Here is a 20,148-nt window from a genome sequence, read left to right as displayed (position 1 = left end):
GAAATTCAGGGGCCGAGTTATCCACAGAAAAAGAGGCCGTTGCAGCGCCGCTCGCGGATTGCGCCCACTCTTGCGGCCATGAACGCGATGAACAACGAACACGTCATCCTGTCCCTCGGCCCGGCCTCCGAGCACCGGCCGGTCGTCATGCGCGGTCCGGCCGACATGGCCGAGCTGCTGCCCTATCTCCTGGGGTTCTACCCCGACGACAGCATCGTCGCGGTCGGTCTCCAGGGCCCCGAACTGCACCAGGGCGGGGTGGTCCGGGCGGACCTCCCCGCCTCGCCCGAGCAGTGGCCGTCCGCTGCCGAGGAGGCGGCCGCCCTGCTGGTGGCCCTCTCCGAACGGCACGGCCCCCGGCCGCTCCAGGTGCTGCTCTACCTCTGCCAGGATCCCGCCACGGCACACGTCCCGCCGGTGGTCGACGGGCTGCGGCCACTCGCGGACGCCCTCCGGGCGGCCTTCGGGCGCCGGGGCGTCGCGGTCAAGGAGTCGCTGTGCGTCTCGGACGGCCGCTGGTGGTCCTTCCTCTGCCGCGGCGACGGCTGCTGCGATCCTGCGGGCAACCCGGTCCGTCGCGGTCCCGCTCCGGGCCCGGCGGCCGCCGCGGCGACGGTCGCCGGCCTGGTGCCGCGCGGCAGCCGGAAGGCGATCATCGGCGGCCTGGTCCCGGTCGGTCCGCCGCAGGACGCCGAGCGGCGCGAGGCGCTGGCCCGGGCCGAGGCGGGTGCGGCCGCCGTCTCCAGGGAGCAGGGCATCGCCCTGCTCGACGAGGCCGTCGCCGAGTTCGCGGCCGGCGCCCGGGAGCTCGACGCGGACCGGTCGGCCCGGCTGCTGTTCGCCCTGCGGGACCGGATCGTCCGGGATCGCGGCGTCGAGTACGTCCGCCCCGCGGAGCTGGCTCCCGCCGAGCGGCTCTGGCGCTTCCTGGCCCGGCACGCCGTGCCGCCCTACGAGGGCTGCTCGGTGGCTCCCCTCACCCTGCTCGCCTGGGCCTCCTGGGTCGCCGGGGACACCGCCACGGCCCGCGTCGTCCTGGGCCATGCGCTGCGACTCGCCCCGGACTACCTGCTGGCCGAGCTGCTCTACGAATCGCTGAACGACGGCATGACGCCAGGGGCACTGCTCGCTGCCGTCGAAGCCCAGCGGCGGCGGCGCGAGGAGCGCGTGCCCGCGCCGGCCCCGGCCGACGAACCGCCGCCGCCCGCCGGCGGGGCGGATCCGGCGCCCGCCGCCCCGGCGGCGGAGGTGACGGACGACCCGCCGGTCCAGGGCTCCCGAGGACGACGGCGTCGACGCGGCGGCCGCCGGAAGGGGGCGCCCGCGGCGTCGGCACCGGCGCCTGCTCCGGCGCCCACCTCGGCGCCGACCGGCCCCCTCCCCGAGGGCGGCTCGGAGCGCCCGGGCGGCGCGGCGCCGGACGCGAGCGGCCCCGCAGCGGTCACCCTGCTGCGGGCGCCGGGCCGGTCCCGGGCGCAGGGTGGTGCCAGGGTGGCCGGGGAGCGGTCCGCCCGGGGCCTGCGACTCGGCCGCACGGCGGCGTGTGTGCCCGCAGCCGCCCGCGCCGGAGGCGGCCTCCACCGCTGCCGGGGCGCCCGGCGGGCGGAGAGAGGAGGCCGCCGTGCGCGCTGACCCGCCCGCCGCGCCGGCCCGCCGACCGCTACGCCTCGCCGTGCGCCATCCTGATCAGGCGGTCCAGCACCTTGCCGCCGCTCGACCGCAGCCCGTCGTGCTCCCACTCGTTGGTGATCCAGGCCCGCAGGCCGCGCACCGCGCGGGCGGTCTCCAGCGAGTCGGCGGTGTCCACGTACATGTCGTCGTGGTACACCGCCGCCACCACCGGCACGCTGTTGGCGGCCAGCCGTGCCCGGTCGTACAGGTCGGGCCAGTCGGTGCGGGCGGCGAGCAGTTCCGCGGTCTCCTTCAGCGGGCGCAGCGCCGGGTCGGTGTCGAACATCCAGGGGTAGATCATCTCCCCGGTGAACAGCACCGGCGCGTCGGACTCCAGCGCAGCCCGGGCGTCGAACTGCGGGAACTCCTTGCGGATCCGCTGGGCCGACCAGGCGGTGCCACCCTGGTCCACCGACCGCTGGCCGTAGATCGACTCGTGCAGCACCGCGTACAGCGGGCCGCCCGCGAAGGAGAGCTGCGCCTGGGCGCCGGCAAGGAAGGTGTCGGAGAGCTCGGGCCCGGCGGCGCCCTCCACCCAGGCCTCCTCCAGCAGGTAGTGCAGGACGCCGGAGCCGCTGCCGCCACCGAGCAGCAGCCCGAGGGCCTGGAACGCCTCGACGGTGAGCAGGCCGCCGTCGGGCAGGGTCGCGGGGGAGTCCGCGAGGTGGGCGGCGATCCGCCGGACTGCCTCGACGTCCTGCGGGAACCGGGCGTAGTGGCCCTCGTTCTTGCCGATCACGCGCGGGTAGGCGGCGCGGTAGACGTCGTCGGCCGAGCTGCCGAGGCCGGCCAGCCCACCGGTGATGAAGGCCTCGGTCAGGCCTTCGGGGGCGATGGAGAGGTAGGTGAGGGTGCAGAAGCCGCCGAAGCTCTGGCCGAGCACGCTCCAGCGGCGGTCGGCGCCGAGCAGCCGGGTGCGGATCAGCTCGGCATCGCGGACGATCGAGTCCGCGCGGAAGTGGGCCAGGTAGTCCGCCTGCTCCTGCGGGCCGCCGCGCCGGGCGAGGGTCTGCCGGGTCGCGGGAGTGGAGCGCCCGGTGCCGCGCTGGTCGAGCAGGAGCACCCGGTAGTCGTCCAGGGCACGCTCCAGCCAGGAGTCCCGCCCGAGCGGACGGGCAGCCTTGCCGCCAGGGCCGCCCTGGAGGAAGACCAGCCAGGGCAGGTCGTCCCGCTCGCGGCCGGCCGCCACCACCTCGCGGGCGTAGACCTCGATCTGCTCGCCCCGCGGGGCGGTGTGGTCGAGGGGGGCCTGGAAGACGTGATCGGTCGTGACGATCCCGGGCAGCCGGCTGACGGTGGACATGGAACTCCTCGGTCTCTGCTGGTCACAGCGATGGCGTCGCGGTTCACGGGGTCACCGGGTGCGGGGGCCGCGACCACCGCACCGTATCCTGGCGCCGTCGAGCGCCGGTTCGACCGTTCCCGTCCACCCGTCCGGGCGGCGGAGACCGGCCTGCACCGGGCCGAAACCACGCAGGGGACGGCCGGGAACGGCCCCGAGCCGGGCCTCGGCCGCGGACAGCGGCTGACCCACGGCGAGGTCCCGGCGACGTTGCGACGACGTTCCGGCACAAGCGGCACCACCACCCGGCGGGCCAGGGCCAGGGCCAGGGCCGGAGCGGCGCCGGGCACGGCGGGGCGTGACCTGGCGGCGGTGCGAGGCGTTCACCCCGGGGGCCCTCGCGCGGACGGCGGGCCGCCCGGTGGCACGGAGCCCGGCCGCCCCGAGCGTCGGCGGCGGTCGACGGCGACGTGCGGGACAGGCAGCGGTCGCCGCCCACGGGCCGGTCGGCCCGTCGGCCCTGGCCGCAGGCAGGGGGCCACTGACAGGCCGGAACGCCGGCCTGACGGCGGCCCGGGCACGATGGCGGCCCCGGCAAGACGGCGCGGTGCGCCGGTACCTGCCCGGTACCGGGCACCGCATGGCACGGCCCGCCCCCGGGTACGGCCAGACACGGCACACCCGCCGACGGGAAACCCCGCCGGCCCGGCACCAACAGCACGCGATAGAGCATGCTCGCGGCCCACCGGCCTGACCCGGCCACCGGACCGCCGAGGGGAGGAGAGTCCGGTGACCGCCATGAGGCCACCACAGGCCATGCCGGCCGAGAGCGTGGTCGGCGCGCCGAGACCGGCCGGCCGCCTCGACCAGGTCGCGCCGCCCCCCGGGCCCGTCGGCCCGGGCCGCCCCACGGCCCCGCCGCGCCCCCAGCCCCCCGCCGTCCACCACGCGGTGATCTGCGTCAACGCCCCGGCGATGGCCGCCTCCGGCCCCGACGGCCAACTGCGCGGCCACGGCCTGCACGGCTTCTACCGCAACGGCGTCCGGGTGCTCGCCCGGATGGAGCTTCGGCTGGGCGGCATGGAGCCGCTCCCCCTCCACGGCACCCTGACCAGCACCGCCCAGGCGCGCTTCCTCGGTGCCGTCCGCCTCCCCGGCGACCTCGACCCGGACCCTGCGCTCACCGTCGAGCGGCTGCGCCACGCGGACGGCGTGGAGACCGTCGTCGTGCGCAACACCGGCCCGCGGCCCGCCAGGCTGCCCCTGGAGATCGCCCTCGGCACCGACCTCGGCCCGGTCGCCGAGATCGCTGTCGGACACCGCTCGGCCGACCTGCCGGGCCAGGTGCAGTCCGCCGGGCTGCGCTGGACGGGCCCCGTGCACAGCGCGGTGGTCAGCGCCAAGCCCTCCCCGCACGCCGTGCTGGCCGGCGCGGGGGTGCTCCGCTGGGATCTGGAGGTCCAGCCCGGCGCCCGCTGGTCGGTCGAGCTGCGCACCGAGCTGGAGAGCGCCGCCACCGGCCCCCGCCCCCCGGCCGGGCGCGGCACCGGCGTCCCGCTGCCGTGGTCCGAGCCGGAGGTCCGCAGCGACGACCCCCGGGCCGCCCCGCTGGTCTCCCGGTCCCTGGACGCGCTCGGTGGCCTGCTGTTCGCCGACCCGGACCGCCCCACCGACCTCTACCCGGCCTCCGGCGCGCCCTGGCGCTTCGGCCTCGCGCCGGCCGACGCGCTCTGGGCCGCCCGGCTGACCCTCCCGCTGGGCACCCGGCTGGCCGCCGGCACCCTGCGGGCGCTGGCCCGCCGTCAGCAGCTCGCCCCCGCCCCGGGCCGCACCGGGGGCCTGCTGCCCGGCGCCCTGCGGCACGGCGGTCCGGAGCTGCCGCCCACCTGCACCGCCACCGAGGCCACCCTGCTGTTCGTCACGGTGCTGGCCGAGGCCTGGCGCTGGGGCCTGCCCGTGGTGGAGGTGGCCGAGCTGCTGCCGGCCGCCGAGCGGGCCCTGGCCGCCCTGCGCGAGGGACTGGTCGACGGCTTCGTCACCGACCTCAGCCGCCCCGTCGAGGAGCGCTCCGCCCACCCGGTCGCCGCCCGCGCCGAGGTCCAGGCGCAGGCCCACCGCGCCGCCCTGCACGGCGCCGAGCTCCTGGAGGCCTTCGGCCGCCCCGGCGCGGAGGACTGGCGGGGCTGGGCCGCCGGGCTGCGCGGGCGCTTCCGCGACCGGTTCTGGATCGACGACCTGTCCGGCGGTCGCCCCGCCGCAGGGCTGGCCCCGGGTGGGCGGCCGCTGCCCGCCGTCGTCTCCTCGCTGGCACATCTGCTGGACACCGGGCTCGCCGCCCACGGCAGCCGGCACGAGAGCCTGCTGGACCGCGAGCAGACCCGGCTGTTCGCCCAGCGCCTGGTCGCGCCCGAGCTGGACAGTGGCTGGGGCCTGCGCACCCTGAGCGTGAAGTCCCCCCGCTTCAACCCACTCGGCCACCGTGGCGGTGCGGTCCGGGTGCATGAGACCGCGCTGGCGGTCGCCGGGTTGGCCGAAGCCGGCCACGAGAACGAGGCCGGCACCCTGCTGGAGGGCCTGCTCGCCGCGGCCGCCCACTTCGAGGGGCGGCTGCCGGAGATGTACGCGGGGGAGCAGCGCATCCCCGGCAGCCCGCCCGTGCCGCACCCGGCCGCCTGCCGCCCGGCGGCGGTTTCCGCGGCCGGTGCCGTGCACGCGGTGTTCGCCCTCGCCGGGGTCCGCCCCGACGTCCCGGGCGGCCGGGTCCTGGTCCGCCCGGCCAGCACCGCGCCGCTCGGCGAGCTGGAGCTGACCGGACTGCGGGTGGCAGGCGAGCCCTTCTCGGTCCGGGTCAGCAGGATCGGCGTGGCGATGGTCGAGGAGGCGTCGGCGGACCTGCAGCTCGTCGCCCGCTGACCGGCGGTGGCGCCGCTCCGGCGGCGCCAGCCGGTGAGCCTCCGCCCGCGGGTGCGCGAACGGTGCTCGGCGCGCCGGCCACCGCCCTGGCGCTCACCGGAGCCTGCCGGTGCGCCGACCGATCCGTCCACCAGCGCGCCGACCGGTGCGTCGGCCTGTATCCAGGCCTGTGCTTATCGTCAGAGAGACGACTATGATCGTCGTCATGTCGCGTTACGATCCGTCGGCCTTCCCCCCGTTCGCTGTCACGGTTGACCTGGTGGTGCTGACGGTGCGCGATCACTCGCTCTGCGCCCTGCTGGTCAGACGGGGCGAGCCGCCGTTCCAGGGGTACTGGGCGCTGCCCGGCGGCTTCGTGCGCCCCGACGAGGGCCTGGCCGAGGCCGCGTCCCGGGAGCTGGCCGAGGAGACCGGCCTGCGCGCCCACTCCGCCCCCGGCCAGGACACGATCGGTGCCGGTGCGGCCGGTGCCCACCTGGAGCAGCTCGCGACCTACGGCCATCCGCAGCGGGACCCCCGAATGCGCGTGGTCAGCGTCGCCTACTTGGTGCTCGCCCCCGACCTGCCGACGCCCCGGGCCGGCGGCGACGCCAGCAGTGCCCGCTGGGCCCCGGTCGGCGAACTCCTCGGCGACAACCCGGTCGACGGCGTCCCGCTCGCCTTCGACCACGGGCTGATCCTCGCCGACGGCGTGGAACGCGCCCGCTCCAAGATCGAGTACTCCTCCCTCGCCACCGCCTTCTGCCCGACCGAGTTCACCGTCGGCGAGCTGCGCCGGGTCTACGAGGCGGTCTGGGGTGTGGTGCTGGACCCTCGGAACTTCCACCGCAAGGTCACCGGCACCCCCGGCTTCCTGTTGCCCTCCGGGGGCACGACGACCCGTCAGGGCGGTCGTCCGGCGCAGCTGTTCACCGCGGGCGGAGCGACTGACCTCAACCCGCCCATGCTTCGTCCGGAGTCCTGAGCCCCGCCGGACGTGCGGCGGTTTTCCGGGGCCCGCGCGGCCTGGGGGTTTCCAGTGAGCGTCCGGGCCCGGGCGTCCGAACGGCCCGACCCGGCTGCGTCCACCAGCGCACCGGGGCACCGGCGCAGGGAGTCGGTGACCAGCCTCGGCCGCCGGGCCGAAGGGCTCCGCGACCCGGGGAGTCCCGCGATGGCCCACAAGGACTGCGTGCACCAGCGTTTCCTCATCGAGGGTCCGACCGCCGACTGCAGAGCCTGGACGTGACCACCACCCCCACGGAGAAGGAGCCGGCCGCACTGCAGACCGCGCAGGCCGGGGCCGAGTCGATCGCCGCCGCGCAAGGAGCGGCTCACCGCTGAGCGTGAGCAGTCGGGCCTGGCCGCCGACGAGGGCCAGGCAGCCGTCGGGGAGTCCCTGGCGGGCTGCGGCGACGAGAAGCTCCCGCCGTTGCACTGGCCGGCCCGGTAGCGACCGGTCGGGAACGGGCCTGACTCCCACCCGCGCCCTGTGGCCCCACGACGGCGGGCCCGTGAATCGCAGGATCGGATTTTCCCCTGATCGGGTGAGGCGGGCGGTCGGCGGCCCCGTGCCGTTCCCGCAATGCCCGCAATAGCCGTCGCCGCCCCCTAATGTGCTGGCGCGGAGTCGTGCGGGCGCACGCCGGCGCCTCTGGGGGCCGCTCCGCGTCGAGCAGGTCGGCCGACGGCATGGGAGCAGCCAGCGATGATCCAGATCACCGGACTGACCAAGACCTACCGCAAGGGCGCCCCGCCCGCGGTCCTGGATCTGACCTTCGACGCCCGGCCAGGCACGGTGACCGCGCTGCTCGGAGCCGAAGGTGCGGGAAAGTCCACCGCGCTGCGGTTGATGCTCGGACTCGAACGCGGCCAGGGCGTCACACTCTTCGACGGTCGCCCCTACCGGCGGCTCCGTCGCCCCGAGCGCGAAGTCGGCGTGGTGCTGCCCGGCCCGGGCGACGTCGCGGCCGCGGTCGCCGGGCATCCGGGTCACCGGGCGCAGAGCCACCTGCGGATGCTCGCGGCGGCCGTCGGCGTCCCGGCCCGGCGGGCCGACGAACTGCTGGAGCAGACCCGGCTGGCGGCCGTCGCCGGGCAGCGGCTGCGTGCCTTCTCGCCCGGCATGCACCGCCGCCTGGCCCTGGCCGCGGCCCTGCTCGGTGACCCCGGCACGCTGCTGCTGGACGCGCCGACCGAGGGGCTGTCGCCACGCAACGTCGAGTGGTTCCACGCCTTCCTGCGGTCCTTCGCCGTCGCCGGCGGGACGGTCCTGGCGACCACCCGCACCGCGCAGGAGGCCTCGCAGCTCGCGGACCGGGTCGTCACCCTGGACCGGGGCCGCCTGGTGGCCGATCAGCCGGTCGTGGAGTTCCGCCGGACCAGGCTCAGCCCAGAAGTGGCCGTCCGAGGGCCGCAGATGGCGCGGTTGGCGGACCTGCTGGTCAGTCAGGGCGCCGACGTCCGGCGGGACGGCAGCGTCGGTCTCGCGGTGGCCGGCATCGACCGTACCGAGATCGGCGAACTCGCCTACCGCCACGGCATCCTGCTGCACGAGCTGGCCGACCGGGTGGTCGAGCAGCCGGCGCCCCGGGTCGTCCTGCCGGCCGCCTCGGGCCGCTCCGGCCACCTCAGGGTCCGCCCGGCGCCCGAGGCCGAACCGGCCCCTGAGCCCGCGGTGGAGACCACCTCCGGGGCCGTCCGGCTGCCCGCCCCGGCCGAAGCCCCGGCCACCCGCGGTGACGCGGCCGCCGCCAAGCCCGCGGCCAACCCCGCGGCCGAAGCCACTGCGAAGCCAGCAGCCAAGCCGGGCGCTGCGCTCATTCCTGCGACCGCCCCGGCGGTTCTTCCTGCGCCCCTCACCGAGCCCGGGGCCACGCCCAAACCGGGGGCCGCGCCCGAGTGCGGGTCAGACCCCGAGACCGTCCCCGGAACCACCCCCGCGACCACCCCCGAGTCCGACAGCAAGTCCGACAGCGAGGCCGTCACCGCCCGCCAGCGCCGCGCTCCGCGGCGCCGGGGCGACGTGTCCCTGCCCGCCCGGGCGCTGCCCGTCGCCGTGACCGCCGCCGCCCTCCCGGTCCTCGGCGCTCCGGCGCCGCGGGCCGCCGAGCAGCGCGAGCAAGCCGAGCCCGGCACCGGTTTCGTCGAGCGAGCCGGCCGGACCGGGCCGGTCCCCACCGTCGCCGTCGAGCGGCTCTTCCGCGACGACCCCCGTCCGTCCGAGGGGGCCGCCCGGGCCAGGACGCCGGGCTGCCGGGAGAACAGCGACCTGCTCGCAGACGACACCGTCCGTCTGCGTCGCTTCACCTCCGGCGCGACCGGCGCCCCGGCCTGCGCCACCCCCGACGACCACCGGAGCGAGTGAACCGTGCGTGTCCTGGCCTACGAGCTGCGCCGTCTGCGCGGCCTGCATTCCACCTGGCTGCTGATCGCCGCCGTGCTGCTCGGCGACACCGTCGTGGCCGCCGCCCTGGCGAGCCAGGCTCCGGACGGTCCGCTGTCCGCCCCGGCGTGCGTGCGGTTGCTGACCGCCGCCGTCCCGCTGATCCCGCTGCCGTTCGCGGCCCTCGGAGCCGGGGTGCTGGGCGCGCTGTCGTACGGGCACGAGGTGCGCCACCCGGGGCTGCCGGCCTCACTGGTGTCGTACCCGCGCCGGGTGCGGCTGCTGCTGGCCAAGCTGCTGGTGGTGGGCCCCGTGGCGGCGCTGCTGGCGCTGGCCACGCTGTTGTTCGACACGGTGGCCGTGCACCTGGCGTTGCCGGGCGGCGTCACGGTGGCGGCCTGGGCGGAGCCCGCGGGGCTGTCGGCCCGGGTGTCGGAGGCGCTGACCGCCGCCGGCTGGTCCGGTCTGTCCGACCTGCCGGGTGTCTTCGCGCCGCTGGCGTTGGTGGCCGGCCACGGCGTGCCGGCCGCGCTGCTGGCGTTCGTCCTGCTGACGGTCGCGGCCGCCTGGACGGGGGTGCTGACGGCGTCGCTGACCCGCAGTGCCGCCGCCGGCCTGCTGCTGCTGTGCGCGCTGCCGCCGCTCCTGGAGTCCGGCGTCGCGTTGCTGCTGCGTCACACCGGGCGGCCGTGGCCGACCCGTGCGGCCGAACTGCTGCCGTTCCAGTCCGGCATCGAGTGGGCCTACGGCTGGGTGTACGGCGGTGCGAACGGGGCGGCCGGGAGCGCGGCGCTGACGGATCCGGCGCTGCTCGCGGCGATCGCGGCGCCCGCGGCCGTGCTGCTGCTCGTCGCGCTGCTCGTCCAGGCCCGCCGCCGAGCGTTGTAGCGGGCCGCCGTGGGGCCCGGGAGGGGCCGCGCGGGGGCGCTGGCTGCCCTGAACCACCAAGATCGACCAGCAGTGACCGTAATGAGCGGTTCTTCCTGATAAGAAGTCAATTATCCAGTCACGGCCGATCACCCTTTCGTGTGCTTTTCACGAGAATTCTCAAGCCACGCCTCCCGATCGCCGACAAAGGAGGCGTGAGTACCCTTGCGCACCCCACCATGACCCCCGCCCGTTCTGCCGAAGGGCCCATCCACGGCTCCGGCGACCTGGACCGCTTCTCGTACGCCGACCGGCCGACCCCGCCGGCGCCCCGCTGGGAGGGCGCCGAGTCCGAGATCTCCCGGGTCGGCCGCAAGACCACCAGCAGCCGCGGCCGCGGTCTGCACGGCCAGCTCGTCCAGCAGCTCGGCCAGATGATCGTCTCCGGCGACCTCGGCGCCGACCGCCCGCTGGTCCCGGAGGAGATCGGCCAGCGGTTCGAGGTGTCCCGGACCGTCGTCCGCGAGTCGCTGCGCGTGCTGGAGGCCAAGGGCCTGGTCAGCGCCCGGCCGAACGTCGGCACCCGGGTCCGCCCGGTCAGCGACTGGAACCTGCTGGACCCGGACATCATCGAGTGGCGCGCCTTCGGTCCGCAGCGGGACGAGCAGCGCCGGGAGCTGTTCGAGCTCCGCTGGTCGATCGACCCGCTGGCCGCCCGGCTCGCCGCCGGTCACGGCCGCGAGGACGTGCAGCAGCGGCTGGTCGAGCTGGTCGAGATCATGGGCCACGCCGCCGCCCAGGCCGACCTGTCGACCTACACCCGGGCCGACGCCGAACTGCACGGCCTGATCCTGCAGCTGGCCGGCAACCGGATGCTGGAGCACCTGTCCGCGATCGTCGCCTGCGCGCTGCAGGTCTCCGGCGGCCCGGCGATCTCCTGCGAGCGCCCCTCCGAGTCCTCGGTCGGCCTGCACGCCCGGCTGGTGGACGCGCTGGGCGCCGGCGACGGCGCGGCGGCCGAGGTCGCGGTGCGGGCGCTGCTCACCGTCCACCCCGAGATCGAGCCGTCCGTCCCCGCGCCCCGGGAGCACTGAACGGGCTGTCCCGTCGAGCGGAGGCGCCGGACCCCGGCGGTCCGCTCCGCCAGGCCCCCCGGCCGCGCCGTGCGGCGCAGTCGGGGGGCCTCCGTGTGTGCGCCCCTCCGAGGACCGGGCTCCCAGCGGCGAGGAGACCCGGGCCCGTCTTCCGGGGCCCTTCAAGGCCATGACAAAACGTTTCGGTGCGAGTGCGCGATGATGGACTCCGGCCTGGTGGCCGCGGGCGCATTGCGGTGTGACCCGCGACACGAAGGCCATGCGTAACACTTGACGAGTAGCAGCGATGTCTCCTGAGCGGGAGCAGCTCCGGAATACTCCAACATGTCAGAATGCTGTGTTGGTCCGCGGCGCTGCTGCCGTCCTGCAAACCCAGTCCTCAAGCCCGAGTCGGTCGGAATCGACACCGCGCGCCTGACGCGCGATTTCCTTCCCCGCCCGCTCGGGCGGCCGGTACGGGTTCGAGTCCACTCATCGTCCGAGAGGTTGTTCGTGTCGGCCAGCACATCCCGTTCGCTTCCCCCCGAGATCGCCGAGTCCGCGGCTCTGCTGGCGCTCATCGAGCGGGGCAAGGCCCAGGGGCAGATCGCCGGTGACGACGTGCGCCAGGCGTTCGAGGCGGACCAGATCCCGGTCACCAAGTGGAAGAACGTCATGCGCAGCCTCAACCAGGTGCTGATTGAGGAGGGGGTGGACCTCATGGTCAGCGCGGCCGAACCGGCCGGCGCCAAGCGCAAGAGCGTTGCTGCCAAGAGCCCCACCAAGCGCACCGCCACCAAGGCTGTCACCACCCGGACCCCGGCCGCCCCGTCGGCCCCGACCAAGCCGCCCGTGCGGATCGCCCCGGGCGCCCCCGTCGCGGCTCCGGCCGTCGCGGCCGCCGCCGCGGCCCCGGCCCCCACCGTCTCCGCCGAGATCACCGTCGAGGCGGCATCCGTCGCGGTCGCCGGTGCGAAGGCGGCTCCGGCGAAGAAGGCCGCGCCGGCCAAGAAGGCCGCGGCCAAGAAGACCGCCGCACCGGCCAAGAAGACCGCGGCCAAGAAGACCGCTGCCACCAAGGGCGGCAAGGGCGAGGAGGAGCTGCTCGGCGAGGAGGAGCTGCTCGAAGAGGTGGCCCTGCCGGCCGACAAGGCCGAGGCCGAGGGCCCGGAGGAGGAGTCGGAGGGCTTCGTCCTCTCCGACGACGACGAGGATGACGCGCCGGCCCAGCAGGTCGCCGTCGCCGGTGCCACCGCCGACCCGGTCAAGGACTACCTGAAGCAGATCGGCAAGGTCCCGCTGCTCAACGCCGAGCAGGAGGTCGAGCTCGCCAAGCGCATCGAGGCCGGCCTGTTCGCCGAGGACAAGCTCTCGGCCGCCGACAAGCTCGCCCCCAAGCTCAAGCGCGAGCTGGAGATCATCGCCGAGGACGGCCGCCGGGCCAAGAACCACCTGCTGGAGGCCAACCTCCGTCTGGTGGTCTCGCTGGCCAAGCGCTACACCGGTCGCGGCATGCTCTTCCTGGACCTGATCCAGGAGGGCAACCTGGGTCTGATCCGTGCGGTCGAGAAGTTCGACTACACCAAGGGCTACAAGTTCTCGACCTACGCCACCTGGTGGATCCGCCAGGCGATCACCCGCGCCATGGCCGACCAGGCCCGCACCATCCGCATCCCGGTGCACATGGTCGAGGTCATCAACAAGCTGGCCCGCGTCCAGCGCCAGATGCTCCAGGACCTGGGCCGCGAGCCCACTCCGGAGGAGCTGGCCAAGGAACTCGACATGACCCCCGAGAAGGTCATCGAGGTCCAGAAGTACGGCCGTGAGCCGATCTCGCTGCACACCCCCCTGGGCGAGGACGGCGACAGCGAGTTCGGTGACCTGATCGAGGACTCCGAGGCGGTCGTCCCGGCCGACGCGGTCTCCTTCACCCTGCTCCAGGAGCAGCTGCACTCGGTGCTGGACACCCTGTCCGAGCGCGAGGCCGGCGTGGTCTCGATGCGCTTCGGTCTGACCGACGGCCAGCCGAAGACGCTCGACGAGATCGGCAAGGTGTACGGGGTCACCCGTGAGCGCATCCGCCAGATCGAGTCGAAGACCATGTCGAAGCTGCGCCACCCGTCGCGCTCCCAGGTGCTGCGCGACTACCTGGACTGATCGGCAGCAGTACCCCACCTGAAGGCCCGGAGCCGCACGGCTCCGGGCCTTCAGGCCTGTCCGGGCCCGGGCGCGTCAGCGTACGGGTGGCGGTTGTCGCTCGTCCGGGTGGCGGCGCGTCGGTATGTGGTCGCGCAGTGTAGCCGGTCACCTACGCTGTGCCGGTTGCCTGCTGCCGAGCCTTCTGGAGTCACGGTGCCGACCGAGCCGGACCGCACTGACCTGCCGACCCCCACCGCGTCCCGGGCGGCCCACGGCCGATGCCGCGCCGCCCTGCTGGCGCTGCTCGCCGCCGTCCCCGTCCCGGTGGTCGCCCTCGGGGCGGCGGCGCCGGCCGAAGCGCAGCGCCGGGTGGTCGGGGGCGACGCCGCGAGTACGGCGGAGCACCCGTGGATCGTGGCGCTGTCCAGTCGCCAGCAGTTCGGCAGCGGCCGCTCCGGCCAGTTCTGCGGGGGCGCACTGGTCGGTCCGACCAAGGTGGTGACGGCCGCGCACTGCTTCTACGACGAGGCCAAGGGCCGGGTGGACCGGCCGGGCCTCAAGGCCATCGTCGGCCGGGACGACCTGCGCGGCACGGCCGGCCGGGAGGTGGCGGTGCAGTCGGTCTGGATCCACCCCGACTACTCCTTCACCGCCAACATGAACGACGTCGCGGTGCTCACCCTCGCCCAGCCCCAGGACTCCCGGCCGGTGGTCGAGCTGATCGGCCAGGGCGAGACCGCGCCGTACGCGGCCGACACCAGGGCCCAGGTGTTCGGCTGGGGTGACACCACCGGCCGGGGCGACTACTCGCCCGTGCTGCGCGGCGTGGAGGTGCCGATCGTCCCGGACCAGACCTGTGCGCACGCCTATCCGGGCGGGCAGGACGGCAAGTTCGACGCGCGGGGGATGGTCTGCGCGGGCGAGGAGAAGGGTGGCAAGGACGCCTGCCAGGGCGACAGCGGCGGTCCGCTGATCGTCGGCGGGCGGCTGGTCGGCCTGGTGTCCTGGGGGACGGGCTGCGCCGAGGCGGCCCACCCGGGCGTCTACACGCGGCTGTCCTCGGTCGCGGACGCGGTGCGCTCGGTGCTCTGATCGTCGCACCGAGTGAGGGCGCGATCACGTTCTGACGTCGCGTCGGGTGGAACCGGAGCGGCCCGACACGGATGAACGCGAACACGGGAGAACCGTTCCAGGAGCGGTCCGGAGGGCTGATCGGGGAAGGTCTGGGGAACGGCTCGGAGAACAGCAGAGCCGGGCGACCGCCCCCGAGGGGGTCGGTCGCCCGGCTCACCGGTCGCACTGGGTGCGCGGCCGGACACAGCGCGACGCTGGCTGCTGGTGGCGACGCCCGCGATCAGCGGTCGTCGTCGGTGGCCGTTGCGGCCGTGGTGGCGCCGAGACGGCCGCTCTCGTCCTGTATCTCGACGGCGATCTTCTTGAGCTCGGGCTCGAACTTCCGGCCGTGGTGGGCGCAGAAGAGCAGCTCTCCGCCGCTGGCGAGTACGACGCGCAGGTAGGCCTGGGCGCCGCAGCGGTCGCAGCGGTCAGCCGCGGTCAGCGGGCTCGCAGGTGTCAGAACAGTAGTCACGTCGCCTCTTCTCTAGCTCGACGAGCTGTCGTACCAGGGTCAACATCCAACCAGGCCGAAAACGTTCCCGCTCGTGGCTTTTCTTCTCTGAGGATTCTGCTGTGTTGATGAGGACGTGCCCCGGGGCTCGGTGGTTCATGCGTACCGACATTCCCGGGATCCGCCCGTCGCTCGAACGTCCGATCGGGATCGGGTGCGAGGTCCGCGTAGCATAATCCTCTGCCGGGTTGGAGCATAAGCCCCGTCCCGGGCCCCGGTAGCCTGCATAACGGCAGTTCCGGAGCCTGTGGCGGGCCCCACGATCCGCCAGGACCGGTGCTACCGGGAGGAGATGGTGCCCCCGCGGCCCAGACCCGGGTGCGGCGCTTGTTCGCGCAGCGCGTACAAGCTGCGCGGGCCCGGGCCGTCTTGCTGCGCACCCGCAGGAGGGGTGCGCGCACACAGAGCGACGGATGTCGGTGCGGCGTGCTGCACTGGCGTTTGGTCCGGATCCGTCCGGATGTGACCGATGAGACAAGAACTTCACCGAGGAGAGTGCCGCGTGAGTGCCGAAACGACCGTGCCGTCCGCGCTGCTGGCCGGCGACGACGGTTCCAACTACACCGCGCGGCACCTGCTCGTCCTGGAGGGGCTGGAGGCGGTCCGTAAGCGCCCCGGCATGTACATCGGCTCCACCGACAGCCGCGGGCTGATGCACTGCCTCTGGGAGATCATCGACAACTCGGTCGACGAGGCGCTGGGCGGCTACGGCGACCGCATCGAGGTCGTGCTGCACCCGGACTCCTCGGTCGAGGTCCGCGACAACGGCCGCGGCATCCCGGTCGACGTCGAGCCCAAGACCGGGCTGTCCGGCGTGGAGGTCGTGATGACCAAGCTGCACGCCGGCGGCAAGTTCGGCGGCGGCTCCTACGCGGCCTCCGGCGGTCTGCACGGCGTCGGCGCCTCGGTCGTCAACGCGCTCTCCGCCCGGCTCGACGTCGAGGTCGACCGCTCCGGCCACACCCACGCGATCAGCTTCCGCCGCGGCACCCCCGGCACCTTCGCGGAGACCAGCCCGGACGCGGCCTTCCAGCCCGCCAACGGTCTGGTCAGGACCCGGAAGGTGCCGAAGACCCGTACCGGCACCCGGATCCGCTACTGGGCCGACCGGCAGATCTTCCTCAAGGACGCCAAGCTCTCCCTGGAGACGCTGCACAACCGCGCCCGGCAGACCGCCTTCCTCGTGCCCGGCCTGACCATCGTGGTGCGTGACGAGCGGCTCACCGAGAGCGACAAGATCGAGGAGTCGGTCTTCCACTACGACGGCGGCGTCGCCGAGTTCTGCGAGTTCCTGGCCCCCGACAAGCCGGTCTGCGACGTGCTGCGGCTGCGCGGGGAGGGCACCTTCAAGGAGACGGTGCCGGTCCTGGACGACCTCGGCCACATGACTCCCACCGAGGTCACCCGCACCCTCGGCGTGGACATCGCGCTGCGCTGGGGCACCGGTTACGACACCACGCTGCGCTCCTTCGTCAACATCATCGCCACTCCCAAGGGCGGCACCCACGTCACCGGCTTCGAGCGCTCGCTGGCCAAGACCGTCAACGAGGCGCTGCGGGCGGCCAAGCTGCTGCGCGTCGCCGAGGACGACATCACCAAGGACGACGCCACCGAGGGCCTCACCGCGGTGGTCACCGTCCGGCTCGCCGAGCCGCAGTTCGAGGGCCAGACCAAGGAGGTGCTCGGCACCTCCGCGGCCAACCGGATCGTCGCCGCCGTCGTCGCCAAGGAGCTCAAGGCCTTCCTCACCTCGGCCAAGAAGGACCAGAAGCTCCAGGCCCGGGCCGTGCTGGAGAAGGTCGTCGCGGCCGCCCGCACCCGGGTCGCCGCGCGCCAGCACAAGGAGGCCCAGCGCCGCAAGACCGCGCTGGAGACCAGCTCTCTGCCCGCGAAGCTGGCCGACTGCCGCAGCGACGACGTCGACCGCAGCGAACTGTTCATCGTCGAGGGGGACTCCGCGCTCGGCACCGCCAAGCTCGCCCGCAACTCCGAGTTCCAGGCGCTGCTGCCGATCCGCGGCAAGATCCTCAACGTGCAGAAGGCCTCGGTGAGCGACATGCTCAAGAACGCCGAGTGCGCCGCGATCATCCAGGTGATAGGGGCCGGTTCGGGCCGCACGTTCGACATCGACCAGGCCCGGTACGGCCGCGTCATCTTCATGGCCGACGCCGACGTCGACGGCTCTCACATCCGCACCCTGCTGCTGACCCTCTTCCACCGCTACATGCGGCCGATGGTCGAGCAGGGCCGGGTCTTCGCCGCTGTGCCGCCGCTGCACCGGATCGAGCTCACCAACCCCAAGCGCGGCCAGGAGAAGTACCACTACACCTACTCCGACTCCGAACTGCGCTCCACCCTGCTGGAGTTCCAGCGCAAGGGGCTGCGCTGGAAGGATCCGGTGCAGCGTTACAAGGGTCTGGGCGAGATGGACGCCGACCAGCTGGCCGAGACCACCATGGATCCGCGCCACCGCACGCTGCGCCGGATCAACCTGGGCGACCTGGAGCAGGCCGAGAAGGTCTTCGACCTGCTGATGGGCAACGACGTGGCGCCGCGCAAGGAGTTCATCGTCGACTCGGCGGCCACCCTGGACCGCTCCCGCATCGACGCCTGACGCGCCCCGTCCGGCCGGGCCCTCCACCCAGGGGTGGAGGGCCCTCGCGTTCGTGTTCCACCCGAGGTCCACCCCGGCTCCGATCAGCGGGAACGGCCCGGTCCGTAGCGTCGGAGAGGTCAGTGGAAGCCCTTCCGTCGGGACGGAGAAACTCCCATGAGTGCCCTCGCCAACCTCCTCGTGATCGTCGCGGTGGCGGTCCTGGTGGCCCAGCGCCAGATGCGCGTCCAGCGTCTGGACTCCGAGCGCCGCTTCTGGCTGCTGCCGCTGATCCTGGGCGTGCTCGCGCTGCGCGACCCGCAGATCATCGACCACCGGCACACCGTGGTCTCGACCGCCCTGCTGGCCGCCGGCCTGGTCACGGTGCTCGCCATGGGCTCCGTCTGGGGCTGGACCGTGCGGCTCTGGCGGGACGCCGACGGCACCGTCCTGGCCAAGGGCACCACGGCCACGATGGCCGCCTGGGGCGGGATGATCGCCATCCGGGCCGGCCTGTACGGCCTCGGCACGGCCCTGCACGTCCACCAGGCGGGCAGCGCGCTGATGCTCGGCATGGCGGTCATGCTGCTGGTCCGCTCGCTCGTGGTGAACTGGAGGGCCCGGATGCTGGAGCCCGCGCGGAACACCGCCCTGCTGCACTGATCCGCACCGCCGCTCTGATCCACGCCGCTGAACCGACCCAGACCGCCGTGAGCACCGAGGAGGCACCCGTGGCCGGGTGGTACTGGACCCGCTGGCCGTCCCGGGAGGGGCTGGAGCGCGAGGCCGAGAGCCGACCGCGGCGGGTCCTGACCGGGCTCGGCCGGATCGTCCTGATGGCCGTCGTCGGCTGGGCGACCTTCTCCGGCGGCAAGCAGAGCGGCTGGGCGGCGGCGGTCGCGGCGGCCGGGCTGGCCGGGGCCGTTCTGCTCTGCGCCGCCTACTTCCAGGCCAGCAGGGCGCAGCGCCCCGCAGCCACCTACCTGCTGGCCGGGGCCCTGGTCGGCGCCGCCTGGCTGGCCAACCGGGGGCAGGCCTACACGCTCGCCGACACGCTCTGGATCGGGCTGGCCGTCACGGCCCTGGTGCGCCTGCCGGTCGCGCCCGCGCTGCTCACCGCCGCCGCTGCGCTGGGCTCGTACACCGCGGCCGGCTGGTCGAGCTGGCTCAGCAACGCCGCCACCATCGGCGGGGCCACCCTGCTCGGCTTCCTGCTGCGGCTGGACATCGAGGCGCGCGGCACCGCCCGCCGGCTGCTCGCCCAGGAGCGCGCCGCCCGCGCGGCCGAGGCGGAGAGCGCGGCGCTCGCCGAACGGGCCCGGATCGCCCGGGAGATCCACGACGTGCTCGCCCACAGCCTCTCCGCTCAGCTGGTCCACCTGGAGGCGGCCCGGCTGATGCTGGACGCCGGAACGGAGCGGGAGCAGATCCGCGAACGGGTCGTCGCAGCCCGGCGGATGGCGCAGGACGGGCTGGCCGAGACCCGGCAGGCGCTGTCCGCGCTGCGCGGGGAGCTGACCCCGGTCGGGGAGTTCCTGGTGGAACTGACCGAGCGGGAGCGGGCCGTGCTCACCGTCACCGGCACGCCCCGGCCGCTGGCCGCCGAGGCCGGCCTCGCCGTGCGGCGCACCGCCCAGGAGGCGGTGACCAACGTCCGGAAGCATGCGCCGGGTGCCCGGTTCGCCGTCGAACTGCGGTACCTGGACGGGGAGGTGGAGCTGGAGGTGCGCGACCGCCGGGCGCCGCGCGGCCGGTCCGCGGGGGAGTCGGCGCCGGCGGAGCTGGCGGCGAGCGGCAGCGGGTACGGTCTGCTGGGAATGCGCGAACGTGCGGAACTGCTGGGCGGCACGCTGCTGGCGGGACCGGAGGACGGAGGGTGGCGCGTGCTGCTGCGGGTGCCGGCATGACGGGAGCGGTTACCAGGGTGCTGGTGGCGGACGACCAGACGGTGGTGCGCGAGGGCATCGTGATGCTGCTGGGGCTGCTGCCCGGCATCGAGGTGGTCGGCGCGGCGGGCGACGGGGAGGAAGCCGTCGCCCTGGTGGAGCGTCATCACCCGGACGTGGTGCTGATGGACCTGCGGATGCCGCGCTGCGACGGCGTCGAGGCGACCAGGCGGATCCGGGCCGCGCACCCGGAGACCGAAGTCGTGGTGCTGACCACCTACGCCGACGACGACTCGCTGTTCCCGGCGCTGCGGGCCGGGGCGCGCGGCTACCTCACCAAGGACGCCGGCGCGGAGGAGATCGCCCGGGCCGTCGCGGACGTGCGGGCGGGTGCGGCCGGGCTCTCCCCGCAGGTCCAACTCCGTTTGCTGGAGCGGCTGTCGGAGCCCCCGGGGCGGTCGATGCCGATGGCCGAACGGCCTGCCGTCCGGCCGGGGGAGCTGCCCGACGGGCTGACCGTCCGGGAGGCCGAGGTGCTCGGACTGATCGCGGAGGGGCTCTCCAACGCCGAGATCGCCCGGCGGCTGTTCGTCAGCCAGGCCACCGTGAAGACCCACATCAACAACCTGTTCGCCAAAACCGCGGTGCGGGACCGGGCGCAGGCCGTCGCATACGCGTTCCGACACGGAATCACCGGTACGCAGCAGTAGTCCGATGAGCGTCTGTCGGATCA

14 protein-coding genes are annotated in these 20,148 nt (G+C 74.4%); 12 read left to right on the top strand and 2 right to left on the bottom strand.

Going from position 1 to position 20,148, the window contains the following annotated elements:
- Positions 1-78 precede the first annotated feature (78 nt).
- Positions 79-1,632: a DUF4192 domain-containing protein gene (locus tag IF30_RS41650; RefSeq protein ID WP_051710557.1), complete on the top strand. Its 1,554-nt coding sequence runs from the start codon at positions 79-81 to the stop codon at positions 1,630-1,632.
- A gap of 28 nt (positions 1,633-1,660) precedes the next feature.
- Here IF30_RS41650 and IF30_RS0118460 read toward each other — a convergent pair whose 3' ends face one another.
- Positions 1,661-2,974, bottom strand: a complete 1,314-nt coding sequence (locus IF30_RS0118460; protein ID WP_030239311.1) for an alpha/beta fold hydrolase — start codon at positions 2,972-2,974, stop codon at positions 1,661-1,663.
- A gap of 777 nt (positions 2,975-3,751) precedes the next feature.
- Between IF30_RS0118460 and IF30_RS0118455 the strand changes: the two genes are divergently transcribed.
- The 7 genes from IF30_RS0118455 to IF30_RS0118415 all read left to right on the top strand — a co-directional run bounded on the left by IF30_RS0118455 (position 3,752) and on the right by IF30_RS0118415 (position 14,401).
- On the top strand, positions 3,752-5,866 hold the full coding sequence (locus IF30_RS0118455) for a glycogen debranching N-terminal domain-containing protein (protein ID WP_234322748.1): 2,115 nt from the start codon (positions 3,752-3,754) through the stop codon (positions 5,864-5,866).
- 205 nt (positions 5,867-6,071) lie between these two features.
- On the top strand, positions 6,072-6,830 hold the full coding sequence (locus IF30_RS0118450) for an NUDIX hydrolase (protein ID WP_030239306.1): 759 nt from the start codon (positions 6,072-6,074) through the stop codon (positions 6,828-6,830).
- A gap of 723 nt (positions 6,831-7,553) precedes the next feature.
- Complete coding sequence (locus IF30_RS50245; protein ID WP_051710555.1) at positions 7,554-9,212, top strand: ATP-binding cassette domain-containing protein; 1,659 nt, start codon at positions 7,554-7,556, stop codon at positions 9,210-9,212.
- A gap of 3 nt (positions 9,213-9,215) precedes the next feature.
- Positions 9,216-10,118, top strand: a complete 903-nt coding sequence (locus IF30_RS0118430; protein WP_030239301.1) for an ABC transporter permease — start codon at positions 9,216-9,218, stop codon at positions 10,116-10,118.
- A 140-nt stretch (positions 10,119-10,258) separates the two neighbouring features.
- Complete coding sequence (locus tag IF30_RS0118425) at positions 10,259-11,191, top strand: FadR/GntR family transcriptional regulator (protein ID WP_037900420.1); 933 nt, start codon at positions 10,259-10,261, stop codon at positions 11,189-11,191.
- Positions 11,192-11,683: 492 nt separating this feature from the next.
- Positions 11,684-13,327, top strand: a complete 1,644-nt coding sequence (locus IF30_RS0118420; RefSeq protein WP_030239297.1) for an RNA polymerase sigma factor — start codon at positions 11,684-11,686, stop codon at positions 13,325-13,327.
- 195 nt (positions 13,328-13,522) lie between these two features.
- A complete protein-coding gene (locus IF30_RS0118415; protein WP_234322744.1) occupies positions 13,523-14,401 on the top strand; it encodes a S1 family peptidase in 879 nt (292 codons plus the stop codon).
- Between the two features lie 262 nt (positions 14,402-14,663).
- Here the strand turns inward: IF30_RS0118415 and IF30_RS0118410 are convergent, their stop codons facing one another.
- The gene (locus IF30_RS0118410; RefSeq protein WP_030239293.1) at positions 14,664-14,897 is read right to left on the bottom strand and encodes a DUF7455 domain-containing protein; all 234 of its coding nucleotides are present in this window, start codon (positions 14,895-14,897) and stop codon (positions 14,664-14,666) included.
- A gap of 541 nt (positions 14,898-15,438) precedes the next feature.
- Between IF30_RS0118410 and IF30_RS0118405 the strand changes: the two genes are divergently transcribed.
- From IF30_RS0118405 to IF30_RS0118390, 4 genes are all read left to right on the top strand, one after another.
- Entirely contained in the window at positions 15,439-17,550 is a 2,112-nt protein-coding gene (locus IF30_RS0118405) for a DNA gyrase/topoisomerase IV subunit B (RefSeq protein WP_030239291.1), read from the top strand.
- A gap of 156 nt (positions 17,551-17,706) precedes the next feature.
- Positions 17,707-18,192 (top strand): CcdC protein domain-containing protein, encoded by a 486-nt coding sequence (locus tag IF30_RS0118400; RefSeq protein WP_030239288.1) that lies wholly within the window; start codon positions 17,707-17,709, stop codon positions 18,190-18,192.
- Positions 18,193-18,239: 47 nt separating this feature from the next.
- Positions 18,240-19,436 carry a sensor histidine kinase gene (locus tag IF30_RS0118395; RefSeq protein WP_234322743.1) on the top strand — a complete coding sequence of 399 codons (1,197 nt, stop codon included), beginning with the start codon at positions 18,240-18,242 and terminating at the stop codon, positions 19,434-19,436.
- Positions 19,433-20,125: a response regulator transcription factor gene (locus tag IF30_RS0118390; RefSeq protein WP_030239283.1), complete on the top strand. Its 693-nt coding sequence runs from the start codon at positions 19,433-19,435 to the stop codon at positions 20,123-20,125. The genes IF30_RS0118395 and IF30_RS0118390 overlap by 4 nt, the downstream gene beginning before the upstream one ends.
- Positions 20,126-20,148 lie beyond the last annotated feature (23 nt).

Source organism: Streptomyces sp. NRRL S-350, assembly GCF_000719705.1.
Taxonomy (GTDB): Bacteria; Actinomycetota; Actinomycetes; order Streptomycetales; family Streptomycetaceae; genus Kitasatospora.
The sequence above is the reverse complement of the archived record's forward strand: the minus strand, read 5'-3'. Positions and strand labels throughout refer to the sequence as shown.

Bases quoted from the DNA above. Each gene is read 5' to 3' on its own strand.
- IF30_RS0118400 (WP_030239288.1), top strand. From the start codon at position 17,707: ATGAGTGCCCTCGCCAACCTCCTCGTGATCGTCGCGGTGGCGGTCCTG.
- IF30_RS0118455 (WP_234322748.1), top strand. From the start codon at position 3,752: ATGAGGCCACCACAGGCCATGCCGGCCGAGAGCGTGGTCGGCGCGCCG.
- IF30_RS0118460 (WP_030239311.1), bottom strand. From the start codon at position 2,974: ATGTCCACCGTCAGCCGGCTGCCCGGGATCGTCACGACCGATCACGTC.
- IF30_RS0118390 (WP_030239283.1), top strand. From the start codon at position 19,433: ATGACGGGAGCGGTTACCAGGGTGCTGGTGGCGGACGACCAGACGGTG.
- IF30_RS0118450 (WP_030239306.1), top strand. From the start codon at position 6,072: ATGTCGCGTTACGATCCGTCGGCCTTCCCCCCGTTCGCTGTCACGGTT.
- IF30_RS50245 (WP_051710555.1), top strand. From the start codon at position 7,554: ATGATCCAGATCACCGGACTGACCAAGACCTACCGCAAGGGCGCCCCG.
- IF30_RS41650 (WP_051710557.1), top strand. From the start codon at position 79: ATGAACGCGATGAACAACGAACACGTCATCCTGTCCCTCGGCCCGGCC.